Annotated in this window: 13 protein-coding genes; 5 read left to right on the top strand and 8 right to left on the bottom strand. The window is 71.7% G+C overall.

From position 1 onward, the window contains the following. Positions 1-2 precede the first annotated feature (2 nt). Positions 3-2,321 (top strand): terpene synthase family protein, encoded by a 2,319-nt coding sequence (locus tag ACZ6I1_RS23440; RefSeq protein WP_469290127.1) that lies wholly within the window; start codon positions 3-5, stop codon positions 2,319-2,321. Between the two features lie 136 nt (positions 2,322-2,457). Next, positions 2,458-2,928: a hypothetical protein gene (locus ACZ6I1_RS23435; protein WP_469290125.1), complete on the top strand. Its 471-nt coding sequence runs from the start codon at positions 2,458-2,460 to the stop codon at positions 2,926-2,928. 12 nt (positions 2,929-2,940) lie between these two features. Here the strand turns inward: ACZ6I1_RS23435 and ACZ6I1_RS23430 are convergent, their stop codons facing one another. The 6 genes from ACZ6I1_RS23430 to ACZ6I1_RS23405 all read right to left on the bottom strand — a co-directional run bounded on the left by ACZ6I1_RS23430 (position 2,941) and on the right by ACZ6I1_RS23405 (position 10,079). Continuing rightward, the gene (locus tag ACZ6I1_RS23430) at positions 2,941-3,738 is read right to left on the bottom strand and encodes a hypothetical protein (RefSeq protein ID WP_469290123.1); all 798 of its coding nucleotides are present in this window, start codon (positions 3,736-3,738) and stop codon (positions 2,941-2,943) included. Between the two features lie 145 nt (positions 3,739-3,883). Next, positions 3,884-6,106: an NADP-dependent isocitrate dehydrogenase gene (locus ACZ6I1_RS23425; protein ID WP_469290121.1), complete on the bottom strand. Its 2,223-nt coding sequence runs from the start codon at positions 6,104-6,106 to the stop codon at positions 3,884-3,886. Positions 6,107-6,309: 203 nt separating this feature from the next. Beyond that, a complete protein-coding gene (locus ACZ6I1_RS23420) occupies positions 6,310-6,663 on the bottom strand; it encodes a DUF805 domain-containing protein (protein WP_469290120.1) in 354 nt (117 codons plus the stop codon). A 286-nt stretch (positions 6,664-6,949) separates the two neighbouring features. After that, a complete protein-coding gene (locus ACZ6I1_RS23415) occupies positions 6,950-7,795 on the bottom strand; it encodes a chitosanase (RefSeq protein WP_469290119.1) in 846 nt (281 codons plus the stop codon). A 117-nt stretch (positions 7,796-7,912) separates the two neighbouring features. Then, entirely contained in the window at positions 7,913-8,995 is a 1,083-nt protein-coding gene (gene corA / locus ACZ6I1_RS23410) for a magnesium/cobalt transporter CorA (protein ID WP_469290117.1), read from the bottom strand. 154 nt (positions 8,996-9,149) lie between these two features. Further along, entirely contained in the window at positions 9,150-10,079 is a 930-nt protein-coding gene (locus ACZ6I1_RS23405) for a LysR family transcriptional regulator ArgP (RefSeq protein ID WP_469290279.1), read from the bottom strand. Between the two features lie 70 nt (positions 10,080-10,149). Here ACZ6I1_RS23405 and ACZ6I1_RS23400 point away from each other — a divergent pair, with 70 nt between their 5' ends. Further along, positions 10,150-10,773, top strand: coding sequence for a LysE/ArgO family amino acid transporter (locus tag ACZ6I1_RS23400; RefSeq protein WP_469290115.1), 624 nt, complete (start codon positions 10,150-10,152; stop codon positions 10,771-10,773). An 81-nt stretch (positions 10,774-10,854) separates the two neighbouring features. Further along, a complete protein-coding gene (locus ACZ6I1_RS23395) occupies positions 10,855-11,898 on the top strand; it encodes an NUDIX domain-containing protein (protein ID WP_469290113.1) in 1,044 nt (347 codons plus the stop codon). 16 nt (positions 11,899-11,914) lie between these two features. Here ACZ6I1_RS23395 and ACZ6I1_RS23390 read toward each other — a convergent pair whose 3' ends face one another. Further along, positions 11,915-13,732: an ABC transporter ATP-binding protein gene (locus ACZ6I1_RS23390; RefSeq protein ID WP_469290111.1), complete on the bottom strand. Its 1,818-nt coding sequence runs from the start codon at positions 13,730-13,732 to the stop codon at positions 11,915-11,917. 283 nt (positions 13,733-14,015) lie between these two features. Between ACZ6I1_RS23390 and ACZ6I1_RS23385 the strand changes: the two genes are divergently transcribed. Then, positions 14,016-14,564 carry a hypothetical protein gene (locus tag ACZ6I1_RS23385; RefSeq protein WP_469290110.1) on the top strand — a complete coding sequence of 183 codons (549 nt, stop codon included), beginning with the start codon at positions 14,016-14,018 and terminating at the stop codon, positions 14,562-14,564. A gap of 106 nt (positions 14,565-14,670) precedes the next feature. Here the strand turns inward: ACZ6I1_RS23385 and ACZ6I1_RS23380 are convergent. After that, positions 14,671-14,923: hypothetical protein (locus tag ACZ6I1_RS23380; protein ID WP_469290108.1), on the bottom strand; the 253-nt coding region annotated here is incomplete at its 5' end.

Raw genomic sequence — 14,923 nt, 5'->3', positions numbered from 1 at the left:
CCATGACCGCTCGGCAGGAGAACGTCTCCCGGCAGCCCTTCGAGCTGCCCGAGTTCTACCTCCCGCATCCCGCCCGCCTCAACCCGCACCTGGAGGAGGCCCGGAGGCACACCCGCGCCTGGGCCGCGGAGCTGGGGATGCTGGAAGGCTCGGGCGTCTGGGGCCCGGCCGACCTGGAGGCCCACGACTACGCACTGTTGTGCGCCTACACCCATCCCGAGTGCGACGGCCCGATGCTCTCGCTCGTCACCGACTGGTACGTGTGGGTGTTCTTCTTCGACGACTGGTTCCTGGAGCGTTTCAAGCGCTCCGGCGACCGGGCGGCCGGGCGGGACGCGCTGGAGCGGCTGGCGCCGTTCATGCCGGCCGATCCGGGCGGGCCGGTGCCCGAGCCGGCCAATCCGGTGGAGGCGGGCCTGGCCGACCTGTGGCGGCGTACCGTGCCCGGCCACTCGGCCGACTGGATCGCGCGGTTCACCGTCAGCACCCGCAACCTGCTCCACGAGTCGCTGTGGGAGCTCGACAACATCTCCATCGGCCGGGTGTCGAATCCGATGGAGTACGTCGAACAGCGCCGCAAGGTGGGCGGCGCGCCCTGGTCGGCGGGGCTCATCGAGCACGCGGTGGGTGTGGAGGTGCCCCCGTCCGTGTCCGGGGAGCGGGCGCTGCGCGTCCTGCGGGACTGCTTCGCCGACTCGGTGCACTTCCGCAACGACCTGTTCTCCTACGAGCGGGAGATCGGAAAGGAGGGCGAGCTCAGCAACGGTGTGCTGGTCCTGGAGCGGTTCTTCGGCTGCACCGCGCAGGAGGCGGCCGACCAGCTGAACAACATGCTCACCTCGCGGCTCCAGCAGTTCGAGACCACCTTCTTCACCGAACTGCCGGCGCTGTTCGCGGAGAAGGGCCTGGACCCGGCCGGGGTCCTCGCCGTCCTCACGTACGCCCGCGGGCTCCAGGACTGGCAGTCCGGCGGCCACGAGTGGCACATGCGCTCCAGCCGCTACATGAACACCCGCCCGGGACGGAACGCCGCGGGACCGGCGGGGCTGGCGGGACCGGCGGGGCCGGCGCACGCGGCGCTGCCCGGATGGCTGCGCGGCCCGACCGGGCTGGGGACCACCGGGGCCAACATCAGGGCGCTGCTGGGGCTGACCGGCGGGGCGCGCCGGGTGCGCCGGCACGGCAGCGTCCCCCACCGGGTGGGTCCTTCGGTGATTCCGGAGTTCTACCTGCCGTACCGCAACGTCCTCAATCCGCACCTGGCCGGCGCCCGGGAGCGGCTCATCGAGTGGAGCCGGCGGATGGGCTTCTTCGACGAGGGCCTGTGGTGGGAGGAGAAGGCGCGGGACTACGACTTCGCGCTGTGCTCGGCGGGCATGGACCCGGAGGCCTCGGCGGAGGCGCTGGACCTCAGCGCGGGCTGGCTGAGCTGGGGCACGTACGCCGACGACCTGTATCCGCTGGTCTTCGGCACCAGCCGCAGCCTGGCCGCCGCCAAGGAGCAGACCCGGCGGCTGTTCGCCTGCATGCCGCTGGACCTCTCGGCCCCGCCGCCCCCGTCGAACGCCGTGGAACGGGGCCTGGCCGACCTGTGGCGGCGTACGGCCGCGCCGATGCCGCCGCGCGGCCGGGAGCTGTTCCGGGCGGGCGTGGAGCAGATGGTGGGCAGCTGGCACTGGGAGCTGGACAACCAGTTCCACAACCGGGTACCGGATCCGGTGGACTATCTGGAGATGCGCCGGCTGACCTTCGGCTCCCCGATGACCACCGCGCTCGCCCGGATGGCGCACCTGGACGTCGTGCCGGACGAGGTCTACGGGAGTTCAGCCATGCAGTCGATGTACCAGGCCGCCTGCGACTACTCGGCCGTCATGAACGACGTGTACTCGTACCAGAAGGAGCTGGAGTACGAGGGCGAGCTGCACAACTTCCTGCTCGTCGCGGAGATCTTCTTCCAGTGTGACTATCCGACGGCGCTGCGCATCGCGAACGACCTGATGACCTCGCGGATGAAGCAGTTCGAGCACGTCGTGGAGAAGGAACTCCCCGTCATGTACGCGGACTACGGCCTGGACGCGGCGGCCCGCGCGGCCCTGGACCGCACCGCCGAGGAGCTGAAGCGGTGGATGGCGGGCATCGCCGCCTGGCATGCCGGGACCCGCCGCTACCGGGAGGAGGACCTCGTACGCCACCACGCGCACCGCCGGGCCGTGGCGGCGGGCGCGATGGGGGGCGCGATGGCGAGCGGAGTGGCCTCGGAGCCGCCGGGCGGCGGGGCCCGCCGGCTTCCCGCGGCCCCGCACCGCGCCGCGTGGGCCTGACCTGCGCGGCGGCAGACTGCCTTCGCAGGAATACGACGTTCCCCTGGTCTTGCGGCGCAAGCGGCGCATAATCGACGTCATACGGCTTGAAACAACCCTCTGGCCGTACTTGGTCACGCATGCAATGGGGGGCATCGTGCCGATGAGGGAATCCGGGGCGTCCGCGGCGGCGCCGGGAACGCTGCCCGCGACGTCCACCGAGATGTCGCGGCTGCTGACCGCCGTCCGGCGGGGGCGTGTGCTGACCGTGACGGGCAGGTTCCGCGAGCCGCGGAGCCTGCTGGTCCGGGAGATCGCCCGGCGGCTCGCGTCCAACTTCTACGACGGGGTGGCCGTGGTGGGCCTGGAAAACCCCTCCGGCGTGCGGGAGCTGACGGCTGCCCTGGGCTGCGTGCCGGGCATGCCCTTCCTGCCGTGCGGGACGGCGGGTGCCGCCTCCTGGCTCGCCGAGCGCGACATGCTGCTCGTCCTCGACGGCAGCGACCGGCTCACCCCCGCGGCCGTGGACTGGCTGCGGGACCTGCTGTCCCGGGCGCCGGGCCTGCGGCTGCTGGCCGCCGGCCGCCATCCGCTGGCCTTCGAGGAGGAGCGGGTCCACCGGCTGTGACGCGTGCGCGGCTCAGCCCGCCGGCCGGCTGAGCCGGTGCCATACGGGGGCCGGACAGTGGCCTTGCGGCCGGGACGTGAGGAACAACGGGTACGCGACCCGGCGCGGGGGCCGCCCCGACTCCACCCAGTGCCGGCGGCCGGAGACCTTGTCCCAGCCCTCGTTCGGCATCGGGAGGTAGTCGGAGCGCCCGTCCTTGTCCTTGCTGGTGATCTGGGCCACCTCCGCGTGGTCGGCGTGGGCGGCCAGGACCACGCAGTAGTGCCGCAGCTGCCGGGTGGGGTCCTCCCGCAGCGGCACCATGGCCAGCCAGATCTCCCCCGGGGCGGGCCGGTTCCCGCGCACGGGCGCGGCCGTGCGCGGGCGGCCGCGGGAGGTGTCCGTGCGGGAGGCGTCCCACCGGCGGACGGCGACGACGAAGGCGAGGGCCACCAGCCCGGCGGCCATGCTCTCGGCCGTCGCGCGCACGTTCCACAGGGGCTGGTCGCCGACCTTGCCCTCCGTCCACCACAGCGCCGCCGCGACCAGGGCCAGCAGCGCCGCGGCCCGGGCCGGGACCAGCCACCACACGAAGGTCCGGCGGCGGCCCGCGAAGAACGCCAGGACCAGGGCCACCGCGACCGGGATGGCGTACGTGATCACGTACTGCCCGGCTCCCCGCAGCTCCTGCGGGGGCGTCTGCTGCGCGAGCAGGTCCGGCAGTGTCAGGGGCACGGCCAGCAGGTATCCCACGGTGGGCAGGACGAAGAGGACGAGCAGCAGCGCGGCGCAGCCGACGCCGCCGCAGGACGTGTCGGACCGGCGCGCCACAGAACCCCCCAGAGATCACCGGCGGTGAACGCTAGCGCAGGTCCCGCCCTCCGGCCACCGGTTCGGGAAGGCCGCGGACGCGGATCCGCCCCGGCCGGGCACGGGGCCGGCCGGGGCGGAGCGCGTCACGCGTGGTGCACAGGTGTCAGCCGAGGATGGCCAGCGCCTGGTTGAAGGTGGCGGACGGGCGCATGACCGCCGCGGCCTTGGCGGCGTCGGGCTGGTAGTAGCCGCCGATGTCGGCCGGGGAGCCCTGGACGGCGATGAGCTCGCCGACGATGGTCTGCTCCTGCTCGCCCAGCGTCTTGGCGAGCGCCTCGAACGCGGTGGCCAGCTCGGCGTCGTCGGTCTGCTTGGCCAGCTCCTGCGCCCAGTACAGGGCGAGGTAGAAGTGGCTGCCGCGGTTGTCGATGCCGCCCAGCTTGCGGCTCGGCGACTTGTCCTCGTTGAGGAAGGTGCCGGTCGCGCGGTCCAGGGTGTCGGCCAGCACCTGGGCACGGGCGTTGCCGGTGGTGGTGGCGAGGTGCTCGAAGGAGACGGCCAGGGCGAGGAACTCGCCGAGCGAGTCCCAGCGCAGGTAGTTCTCCTTGACCAGCTGCTGGACGTGCTTCGGGGCGGAGCCGCCGGCGCCGGTCTCGAAGAGGCCGCCGCCGTTCATCAGCGGGACCACCGAGAGCATCTTGGCGCTGGTGCCCAGCTCCAGGATCGGGAAGAGGTCGGTCAGGTAGTCGCGCAGCACGTTGCCGGTCACCGAGATGGTGTCCTCGCCGCGGCGGATGCGCTCCAGGGAGAAGGCGGTGGCCTCGACCGGGGACATGATCTTGATGTCCAGGCCCTCGGTGTCGTGCTCGGCCAGGTACGTCTTGACCTTGGCGATCAGCTGCGCGTCGTGCGCGCGGCCCTCGTCCAGCCAGAACACGGCCGGAACGCCGGTGGCGCGGGCGCGGGTGACGGCGAGCTTGACCCAGTCCTGGATCGGCAGGTCCTTGGTCTGGCAGGCGCGGAAGATGTCACCGGCGGCGACCTCCTGCTCCAGGACCACGGTGCCCGCGGCGTCGACGACGCGGACGGTGCCCGCGGCGGCGATCTCGAAGGTCTTGTCGTGGCTGCCGTACTCCTCGGCCTTCTGGGCCATGAGGCCGACGTTCGGCACCGAGCCCATGGTGGACGGGTCGAACGCGCCGTGCGCGCGGCAGTCGTCGACGACGACCTGGTAGACCCCGGCGTAGCTGCTGTCCGGGAGGACGGCGAGGGTGTCGGCCTCGGCGCCGTCCGGGCCCCACATGTGGCCGGAGGTGCGGATCATGGCCGGCATGGAGGCGTCGACGATGACGTCGGACGGCACGTGCAGGTTGGTGATGCCCTTGTCCGAGTCGACCATCGCGAGGGCCGGGCCCTCGGCGATCTCGGCCTCGAAGGAGGCCTTGATCTCGGCGCCGGTCTGCGGGAGGCCGTCCAGGCCCTTCAGGATGGCGCCGAGGCCGTCGTTCGGGGACAGGCCGGCGGCGGCGAGGGCCTCGCCGTACTGCGCGAAGGTCTTCGGGAAGAAGGCGCGGACCACGTGGCCGAAGATGATCGGGTCGGAGACCTTCATCATCGTGGCCTTGAGGTGCACGGAGAACAGGACGCCCTCGGCCTTGGCGCGGGCGATCTGCTCGTTCAGGAAAGTGCGCAGCGCGTCGACGTGCAGGACGGACGCGTCCACGACCTCGCCCGCGAGGACCGGTACGGACTCGCGCAGCACGGTGGTGGCGCCGTCGGCGGCGACGTGCTCGATGCGCAGGGTGCCGGCCTCGGCCATGACGGCCGACTTCTCGGTGGAGCGGAAGTCGTTCTCGCCCATGGTCGCGACGTTGGTCTTCGAGTCCGCGGACCAGGCGCCCATGCGGTGCGGGTGCGCCTTGGCGTAGTTCTTCACCGAGGCGGGGGCGCGGCGGTCGGAGTTGCCCTCGCGCAGGACCGGGTTGACGGCGCTGCCCTTGACCTTGTCGTAGCGGGCGCGGATCTCGCGCTCCTCGTCGGTCTTCGGGTCGTCCGGGTAGTCCGGGAGGGCGTAGCCCTGGCTCTGGAGCTCGGCGACCGCGGCCTTCAGCTGCGGGATCGAGGCCGAGATGTTGGGAAGCTTGATGATGTTGGCTTCGGGGGTCTTCGCCAGCTCGCCGAGCTCGGCGAGGGCGTCGGCGATCCGCTGGCTCTCCTCGAGGTGCTCGGGGAAGCTGGCGATGATCCGACCGGCCAGGGAGATGTCACGGGTCTCGACATTCACACCGGCCGTCGACGCGTATGCCTGGATCACAGGCAGGAACGAATACGTCGCGAGGGCCGGGGCCTCGTCAGTGTGCGTGTAGATGATGGTCGAGTCAGTCACCGGATGCTCCGCTCCACAGTCTGCGTCTCTCGTCTGCAACATTGCTCGACATCAAGATATCTCGTGATCGGCCCGGTCTGGACAGCCCCCTGCCACGAGCCGGGGGAGATCCGGGTCACGCGGGGCTCCGGGAACGGCGAAAGCGCCGCCCACGGCTGTCTCCGGCCGGGGCGGCGCTCGGGCACTTCGGGTCGAGGCCCAGGTCAGGCGTGGTAGCCCTTGGGGTCGGGACCGTACTCGTTCGGCTGCGGCTGACCCGCGGTGGCCGTCAGGACGAGCAGCCAGATGCCGCCGATGAGCGGGACGAGGCTGATGAAGTACCACCAGCCGGACTTGCCGATGTCGTGCAGGCGGCGGACCAGGACCGCGAGGCTCGGCAGGAGGGTGCCGAGGGTGTAGACGAGGGTGATGATCGGCAGGGTCCCCAGCGCGAAGTCGAGGATCACCAGGGCCACGACGATGATCGACTGGATGAGGGAGAACATCCAGTATTCCTGGCGGCGGGCACGGCCGGAGAAGTCTGCGTACTTCTTCAGAACGTCGGTGTAGTGGTTCACGGGTCCCCCCAGAGGACGGAAGTGCGGCCCGTCCTGCTGGAGCAAGCCGGGGCAGAACTTATGCCCCCCTTACAGCGGGGTCAAGCCACTTCTCCAGGGCCCGTATCCGGCCACACGGCACGATATCCGGCACCGCGGGAGCGCCGGCCGGGGTGCGGAGCGGCGCCGTGTCCCGGGAAGTCCGGAACGTCCGCCCCCAAGGCCTGCTCCGCACCACGGAACCCGCGTTGATCGGTGTCCACATCGTTACCGCACGGCGACGCCGCAACCCGGCCGCCCGCCCGCGTCAGCCGATGTGGAAGGAGTCCCCGTACACCTTCCAGTCCAGGGGGGTGTTGAGGTTCAGGTTGCCCTTCTTCAGGAAGACGCGCTGCGCGGTGTCGACGCGGCTGGTGTCGCTGTGCGCCTCTTCCTGCTTCATCGCCCAGACGCGGGCGTCGAGGAAGGCGTTGAGCCACGCGGTCTCGCTGCCGCCCCGGGACGGGGGCTTGGCCTTGGAGAGGGCGCGCGCCCTGATGTTGCGGAAGCTGGTGGAGTCCGTACCGTCGCCGTGCATGACGATGGCGTCGTAGTAGATGAACTGGCCGAGGGTGCCGACCTTGTCGGTCTTGCCCTGCTTGACCGCCGGGTTGAAGTAGACCCGGTCGCGCTCGTGGTCCTGGGCCTTCCTGAACTCGGCGTCCTGGGCCGCCTTCGCCCAGTCCCTGGTGAAGTGGGGGTCGAGGCCGGAGTGGGAGTCGGTGCCGTCGACGCGGCGCAGGGCGGGGAGGTATCCGGCGAGGACGTTGCCCGGCTTGACGCGGGTGTAGTGCTCGACGAGGTCGAGCATGTCGCCGGTGCCGGAGCAGAAGCCGATGATGCCGGCCGTGTAGCCGCGGCCGTCGTCTATGTCCTCGATGTACTTGTACTGCGCCTTCCAGTCCAGCGAGGAGTTCTCCGCACTGGAGACGAGCTTCATGGCGATTTCCTTCTTCGCCGGATCGTCGAGCCCGACGGCGGCGGCGGCCGCTTCCGCGTGCGTGGAGCCGGCGGTGGTGTCGACGGCGGTCGCCTGGGCCGTGACCGGTAAGGCGAGGAGCGCACTGCCGAGTACGGCGCCGATGACCAGTGTCTTGCGGCGAGGGGTGAACACAAGGCCTCCATGGGGGAGTTGAGGCTTCCCGGTTTCGTTAAGAAACTTTACTACCAGACTTCGCGGCACCTCAAGACCCCGGAACCGGCCCCTCCCCCACCGGGGCCGGCGGCCGGTTCAGAGCCAGCCGTTGCGGCGGAACCCGCGGTGGATGACGAAGCAGGCCACGGCCATGACCCCGAGCACGAGCGGGTACCCGTACGTCCAGCGCAGCTCCGGCATGTGGTCGAAGTTCATGCCGTACACCCCGCAGACCATGGTCGGCACGGCGACGATCGCCGCCCACGCCGTGATCTTGCGCATGTCCTCGTTCTGCGCGACGGTCACCTGCGCCAAGTGCGCCTGGAGGATGGAGTCGAGCAGGTTGTCGTAGGCGCCGATCTGCTCGGTGGCCCGGGTCAGGTGGTCGGCGACGTCCCGGAAGTACGCGCGGAAGTCGGCCGGGATCACCGGTATCGGCTGGGTCGCCAGCTGCTCGAGCGGGCGGCCGAGCGGGGCCACCGCCCGCCGCAGCTCGAGGAGTTCACGCTTGAGCTGGTAGATCCGGCCGGCGTCGCCGCGTCCGCCCGACTCGCTGAACACCGCGGTCTCGACGGCGTCTATGTCGTTCTGCACCGCGTCCGTGACGGCCACGTAGTCGTCGACCACGTGGTCGACCATGGCGTGCAGCACGGCCACCGGCCCCCTGGCCAGCTGCTCCGGGGAGGCTTCCAGCTCCTCGCGGACCGGGCCGAGCGTGCCGCGGCCGCCGTGCCGGATGGTGATGACGAAGTCCTCACCGGTGAAGGCCATCAGCTCGCCGGTCTCCACCACCTCGCTGGTCGCGGTGAGTTCCTCGTGCTCGACGTAGCGCACGGTCTTGAAGACGGAGAACAGCGTGTCGTCGTACCGCTCCACCTTGGGCCGCTGGTGCGCGTGCACGGCGTCCTCGACGGCGAGCGGGTGCAGGCCGAACAGCTCGGCGAGCCCGGCGAGCTCCGACGCGTCCGGTTCGTGCAGGCCGATCCAGACGAAGCCGCTGCCCGCCTTGCGGACCCGCCGCAGCGCCTCCTCGACCTCCGCGCAGCCGTCCTGGCGCGTGCCGCCCTGGTACACCACGCAGTTGACCACGGCGCTGCCGAGCGGGGAGCGGGAGGGGTGGCTGAGGTCGACGGCGCGCCGGTAGCCGCGGCGCACGACCCGGCGGAAAGTGCTGAACATGGACAACGACGTGCTCCTCTTTCGGCTGATCACCGGCCAGTCTGCCATCGCACCGCGTGGCCTTGGGCGCCGCGAGCGCCCCGGGGACCGGCCGCCTCGGGCGCCGTCACCGCCGCCGTCGCGATCGCCGCTCCAGGACTCCCCGCCCCGCAGCTTAGGACGTGGCCGCGGGGGGCTTTCGGAGCGCCTCCCCCGCCGCGTCCGCGACCAGCCGCGCCACCATCGACAGCGCCGGCGAGTCCAGCTTCCACTGCTGCCAGTACAGGGGCACGTCCATCGGCCGCCGGGGGGCGAGCAGCACCAGCCCGCCCGCGCGCACCAGCGGCCTCGCCTGCTGCTCCGGCACCAGCCCCCACCCCAGGCCCGCGACCACCGCGTCACGGAACCCCTCCGAGGTCGGTACGTGGTGCCGCAGGGGCCCGGCGTCCGCCGCCCCCGATCCGGCCCGTGCGCCGGCCAGCGACCGTACGAAGACGTCCTGGAGGACGTCCTTGCGGTCGAAGACGATCGTGGGCGCCCGCCGCAGGTCCTGCTCCAGCGTCCCCGTGAGGTGCCGGGCCGCGAACTCCGGGCTCGCCACGGGCAGGTAGCGGGCCAGTCCCAGCATCCGTACGCTGCACCCGGCCACCGGATCCGGGGAGGAGGTCACGGCCGCCATCACCTGGCCCTCCCGCAGCAGCGCGGTCGTGTGCGACTCGTCCTCGCGGTGCAGCTCGACGCAGACCGGCGGATCCTGCGGCACCCGGCTCAGCACCGGCAGGAACCAGGTCGCGAGGGAGTCCGCGTTCACCGCGATCGGCAGCCGCACCGGGCCCATCCCCTCGGCCATCCCCAGTTCGGCCCGCGCATCGCGCTCCAGCCGGGCCAGCTGCCGGGCGAAGCGGACGACCACCTCCCCGGAGTCCGTGGCCCGCACCGGCTTCGTCCGCATCAGCAGGACCCGCCCGGTCCGCTGCTCGAGCGCCTTGACCCGCTGGCTGACCGCGGACGGGGTCACGTGCAGGGCGGCCGCCGCCGCGTCGAAGGTGCCCTCGTCCACCACCGCCAGCAGGGTCCGTACCTGGTCCAGGGGAAGTTCGTCCATCACGAGCGCTAATGGTACGTAAAAACCTTTAGCTGTACTGAACCGAGGGGAGCTGCCTACGGTCGACGACATGACACACGGCATCATCACGGCGGCCCTCGCCGGTTTCGGCACCGGACTCTCCCTCATCGTCGCCATCGGCGCACAGAACGCCTTCGTCCTGCGCCAGGGCGCGCGCCGCCACGCGGTCCTCGCGGTGGTCGCCATCTGCGCCGTGTCCGACGCTCTCCTGATCGCCCTCGGGGTGGCCGGTGTCGGGGCCTTCGTCACCGCCTGGCCCGCCGCGCTGACCGTGGTCGGGCTGGCGGGGGGCGGGTTCCTGATCTGTTACGGAGTCCTCGCCGCCCGCCGGGTGCTGCGGCCGCAGCCGGGCGCCGCGCTGAGTACGGAGGGGGCCGCCGCCGGTTCGGGCCGCCGGGCCGTGCTGACCTGCCTCGCCATGACCTGGCTCAACCCGCACGTCTACCTGGACACGGTGCTGCTCCTCGGTTCCCTCGCGGCCGACCGCGGCGACCTGCGCTGGGCCTTCGGCGTCGGAGCCGGTCTGGCCAGCCTGACCTGGTTCGGGACCCTGGGCTACGGGGCGCGGCTGCTCAGCGGACTGCTGGCCCGTCCCTCCGCGTGGCGGGTGCTGGACGGCCTGGTCGCGGCGACCATGGTGACCATGGGCGGCTTGCTGCTGGCCCGCGCCTGACCCCGGCCGCGCCGGCCGGCGGACCGCCCGGGCGGACGGCCTGACCCCGGCCGCCTGACCGACCGACCTCTGGAGCCCGCCGTGCCCGACCGCCCCTCCCCCGACACGGTGCGGGCGTACTACGCCGCGCAGCCCTCTCCGCTCGTGGCCGCCACCGGGATCGTGCTGGACTCGCGCGGGCGGGTGCTCGTACTGACGACCTCGTACAAGGCGGATCTGGAACTGCCGGGCGGCACGGTCGAGGACACGGAGACCCCGGAGGAGGGACTGGCGCGCGAACTGAAGGAGGAGCTGGACCTGGGTGTGCCGGTCGGCCGGCTGCTCGCAGTGGACTCGCGCCCGCCCGGGGAGCTCGGCCGCTCCCTCGTCGTGCACGTCCACCTCGTCGGCCCGTTGCGACCGCAGGAGGCCGACGCGCTCTCCTTCCCGGACGGCGAGATCACCGAGGCGCGCTGGCTCCGGCCGGAGGACGCCTGCGCGGCCCTGCCCGCCCGGATCGCGCCCCGGCTGCGCGCCGGACTGGCCGCCCTGCACACCGGCTCGCTGGCCCACCTGGTCGACGGCGTGCCCCAGCCGGGGTCCCCGGCGGGTCTGGACCCGGCCGACCGGGGCGCCTTGGAGCATGCGGGGGCCTTCGACGCCGCCGGTCACCGCGCCAGCCGCCCCAAGGCCACGACCGCGGCGAGCGTGCTGTTCACCGACTCCGGCGGCGGGATCCTGCTGGTGCGGCCCGCGTACGGGAACACCCGCCGCTGGCAGCTGCCCGGCGGCGGCATCGACAGCGACCTCGGCGAGACCCCGCGGGCCGCCGCCCGGCGGGAGGTCCGGGAGGAGATCGGCCTCGATCTCGCCCCCGGACGCCTGCTGGCCGTCGACTGGTCCCACAAGCCGGGCCGCCTGGCGCGCGTCCGCTTCCTCTACGACGGCGGCGTCCTCGACGCGCGGGCCCTCGCCCGCGTCCGCCTCGATCCCACGGAGCTCCTCGCCTGGCGCACGGCCTCCCCGGCGGAACTCCGCGACCTGGTCAAACCGTCGCTGCGGCGCCGGATCAAGGCCGCCCTCACCGCCCGCGCCACGGGAACGGGCCCGCTGGAACTCCACGCGGGCCGCCCGGCCGACGGGTGAGCGCCGCACGCGGGGTTCAGTGCCGGTCGGCCTGCGCGGGCACGTCGTCGAGGAAGCCGCCCGACTGGTGCTGCCACAGCTTCGCGTAGGCGCCGTCCGCGTCGAGCAGTTCCTGGTGGGAGCCTTGCTCGATGATCCGTCCGCGGTCGAGGACGACGAGCCGGTCCATGCCCGCCACCGTGCTCAGCCGATGCGCCACGACGAGCGCCGTCCGCCCGTCCATGAGCCGCCACAGGGCGTCCTGTACGAGGACCTCGCTCTCGGAGTCCAGGGCGCTGGTCGCCTCGTCGAGCAGCAGGATCGGCGCGTCGCGCAGGATCGCCCTGGCGAGGGCGACCCGCTGGCGCTGCCCGCCGGACAGCTTGACCCCGCGCTCGCCCACCATGGTGTCGAAGCCGTCCGGCAGTACGTCGGCGAACTCCGTGACGTGCGCCGCCTCGGCGGCGCGGCGGATCTCGGCGTCGGTGGCGTCCGGCCGGGCGAAGGCGATGTTGTCCCGCAGGGTGCGGTGGAACATCGCCGGGTCCTGCGGCACGTAGGCGATCAGGCTGCGCAAGCCGGCCTGGGACAGCTTGCTGATGTCCTGCCCGCCGATCAGGATCCGGCCGGCGTCGATGTCGGTCATCCGCAGCAGCAGCCGGGTGAGCGTGGTCTTGCCCCCGCCGGAGCGGCCCACGAGACCGATCTTCGTCCCGCCGGCCACGTCCAGGTCCAGGCCCTGGAAGAGCGGCTTCCCGGCCGCGTGGGCGAAGGTCACCTGCTCGAAGCGCACGTCGGCGGCCGCCGGGGACGGCAGTGGTGCCGGCAAGGGCGGGTCCAGCACGGTCGGCGGTTGGGCGAGCAGTTCGGTGAACTGCGCGGCCTCCGTCATCGAGCTTTCCAGCCGGCGGTAGATCTGGTTGAACTCGAACATGATCCGCGTCGCACTGGCGTAGTAGGTGAAGGCGACGATGACCGCCTCCACGCCGTGTTCTCCCGCCCCGAGCGCGACGGCGAGCAGCAGGCCCAGCACGTTGGTCAGTACGGACATCGGCGCGACGACGGTGTCGATGCGCAGGTTGCCGTAGTCCCATGACCGCAGGGTGAGCCGCCGCGACTCCGCGACCCGGGAGCGGTGTTCGGCGGCCTCGCGTCCCTCGGCGCCGAACGCGCGCACCGTGTCCATGTTCATCAGGCTGTCGGCGACGTGGCCGGAGACCCGGGCGATCGCCTGTTCGCGCTGGGCGACGAGCGCCTGGCGGCGACGGATCAGGGGTGCCACGCACAGCCCGGTGAACGCGATCAGTGTCAGGAGCCCGGCCACGAGGAGCGGGTCGTACTGCCACAGCACCACCGAGGCGAACACGAGGGGCACGAAGCTGCCCATGACGGAGAAGGTCAGCGTGTCGGCGAACTCCTCGAAACGGGAGGCGAAGCTGAGGACGCGCTTGGTCAGCGATCCGGCGAAGTTGTCGTGGAAGAACGCGGCGTCCTTGGCGTACAGCTCTTCCATGCCGATGACGTACAGGTGCTCGATGCCGCGGGCGTCGACGCGGTTGAGGCAGTGGAAGCCGATGCGCCACAACACCTCCCCGGCCAGCAGGGCACCGGCGAAGGCCAGGACGTACGGGAGCATGGAGCCGATGTCGGCTTCTTCGTCCCCGGCGATGTGGCCGACGAGCTTGGCGACGACCAGCGGCGCGATGTAGTTGATGCCGATGTTGCCCAGCGCCGGGGACAGCATGGCGGGAACCGTCAGCCAGCGGAGTCGGACCAACTCCCGTACGTAGTAACGAAGTGCGAGGAGCACGGAGCCCCTGCCCGGCGAACCTTCCTGCGATTCGGGCGATCCCATCCCAACCCTGCTTTGTCGGACCAGAAGGACAAGGCCCGCAGTGTCCCGCGACGGCGCCCGCGCAGTCCACGCGTTTTTTCGCCGCACCGAGCATGCCGATTCATCACATGATCGGACCGACAACTGCTCGCGAGAGGAGAACAAAGGAGAACAAATGGGTGATGGAGGGGCGACGCGTCCCGGGCGGCAGGGACGAATCCCACCCCATGTGTACTTTTGGTGATCGACTGCTTGCAGCAAGTGATCGAGCACGTTCGAAAAGCAGAGGCACGGAGGGTACTTGATGCACAAGCTCCAGAAGGTCTTGATCGCCGCTGTGGCGGCGGGGAGTCTGGCCGCCCTGGGCGCGGGGAGCGCTCACGCCGATGAGGCGGGCGGCCTCGGCGGCCGGTCCTCCCACGAGATCGCCGAGCGCGGCGGGCTGGTGCGACTGCCGCAGCTCCCGCCGCTGCCGCAACTGCCCCGGCTCCCGCAGCTGCCGCGGCTCCCGAAGGCCGCCGCCGCAGCCGCGGCGGCTGCCACGACGACGCCTCTGCAGAACGCGTACGGGCCCTACGCGCCGTACGCCATGTACGCGCCGTACGCGCCCTACGCGCCGTACGCCCTGGACACGTCCGGCACCGGGAACACGCCCAACACCCCGAACACGCCGAACACCCCCAACACCCCGAACAGCCCGGGCACGCCCAACACCCCCAACACGCCGAACAGCCCGGGCACGCCCAACACCCCCAACACGCCGAACACCCCCAACACGCCCAACAGCCCCGGAACGCCCAACACCCCCAACACCCCCAATACGCCGAACACGCCGAACACGCCGGGCCTGTGAGGACGTCTTAGCCCCTGACCGGGATCGGGGCCCGTCCGGCTCTTCAGCGCACGCGGCGGCGCCGCGCAGTGTCTCCACTGCGCGGCGCCGTCACGTGCGCTGTGCGTTACCCGGGGGTGTTGGGCGTGTTGGGGGTGTTCGGGGTGTTGGGGGTGTTGTTGCCGCCACCACCCGGGGTGTTCGGGGTGTTGGGCGTGTTCGGGGTGTTCGGGGTGTTGTTACCGCCACCACCCGGGGTGTTCGGGGTGTTGGGCGTGTTCGGAGTGTTCGGGGTGTTGTTACCGCCACCACCCGGGGTGTTCGGGGTGTTGGGCGTGTTCGGAGTGTTCGGGGTGTTGTTACCGCCACCACCCGGGGTG

The organism is Streptomyces sp. NPDC046303 (assembly GCF_055588085.1).
Note: the sequence above shows the minus strand (reverse complement) of the source record. Positions and strands in the feature narration are given on the sequence as shown.